1 protein-coding gene is annotated in these 1450 nt (G+C 68.3%); it reads right to left on the bottom strand.

The features are described from left to right. Window positions 1–1450, bottom strand: a 1450-nt coding sequence (locus tag OGL93_RS22130) for an autotransporter outer membrane beta-barrel domain-containing protein (protein WP_263265163.1), incomplete at both ends; no start/stop codon positions are given.

Genomic DNA, 1450 nt, shown 5'->3' with positions numbered 1-1450 from the left:
GTTTGGTCAGTGAAGTCGCTGCGGGTTTGCGCGTCGTAGTTCACCGACAGCTCGGCGCCGTTGCTGAAGGTGGTGGCGAGCCCGGCGCCGCTGCGCAACAGCCAGGGGCTGGCCTGTTCGCCGGCCACGGTGAAGCGTTGGCCGGGTGCGCCGGCGAAGGCCGCGCGAACCGCACCGTCGTCGTTGATCAGGTCGTAGCCCACGCCCAGGTTCAGCTTCAACGCGGTGCGGGGCGTGAACTGATGGCCCAGGGTGCCGTCCAGCCCGGCGATCAACTGGTTGCTGCGCCGTGCGTCCACCTCCAACAGCAGTGGCGAAAGGCTATCCGCGCCATGCTCCCGATAGGCCTCATCGCGGATATGGTTGAAGTCCAGGCGCAGCGCGGGCAGCAGCCGGGTCTGCTCGCTCAGCTGGAAGCTGTGGCCCAGGCTGGCGCCGACGGTGGCGGTGACGCTGTCGTAGCTGCCCTTGGCGGTACCGCTGGCACCCGCCAGGTTCAGCGTGCGCTCGCCTTCCACCGTGTTGTTGCCGGCACCGGCGTAGAGCATCAGCTCGGTGTTAGGGGCCAGCGCGTAGCTGCGGTAGCCGAGGAACTGCCACAGGTCCAGCTGGCTGCTCTGGCCCTGCGGATTGGCGTTCTCGCCGTTGGCATAGGCGAAGGCAAAGCCTGCCCGGGAAGTGGGCGAGAGGCGGGTGTCCATGCCCATCACCGAGCCCTGGCTGCCGCCACCGTGGCCGCTGGCATAACTGAACGGTTTGCTCCAGAAGCTGGCCTGGTTGGCCAACCCATCGGCACCGAGCAGGCCGTTGGCAATCCCCATCCGCTCCTGCACCGCCAAGCCAATGGCCGACAGCGCCGCCTGGCTGGCGCGCAGCGAGTCGTTGTTCTGCGGCAGGGTTTGCGCCAGGCTGCTGGCGACCTCGGCGTTGCTGGTGGCGCTGACGAAGTAGGGCGTGAGGGCGCTGGCGCTGCCTAAGGCCAACTGCTGGTCGAGCACCTGCGCCGCGCCTTTAGCCTGGCTTAACCCGGCAGCATTGGCCGCCGCACTCACCCCGCGGGTGGACTTGGCCGACAGCGTCAGGTCCACGGTGTTGGCGTCCTTCACCGCACCGAAGTCGAACAGCGCCGAGTTGCTGGTGACCGCAAAGGTGCCGTCGGACTGCAGGCTGCCGGCGCTCAGCACGTTCTGCAAGCGGCTGACGGTAAACGGCTGGCTGGCGTTGGCCACGTCCACATCGATGCGTGCCTGGCTGGGCAGGGTAGCGGTGCCGCTGACCACCAGCTGGCCGTAGTGGGTGTTGTCCTTGACTTGAGTGCGCAACACGGCGCCGCTGCCCTGCACATAGTCGCCCGTCACGCTGGCAACCGTGCCGCGGATGGCCGGCCGGCCCAGCACCAGGGTGCCGCGGTTGACCAGGCTGTCAACCGTCCAGCTGTCGCCGGCGGCCA

Origin of the sequence: Pseudomonas sp. RIT-PI-S (assembly GCF_025642975.1) — a bacterium.
Lineage (GTDB): Bacteria > Pseudomonadota > Gammaproteobacteria > Pseudomonadales > Pseudomonadaceae > Aquipseudomonas.
This window is presented reverse-complemented; position numbering and strand designations above follow the sequence as displayed.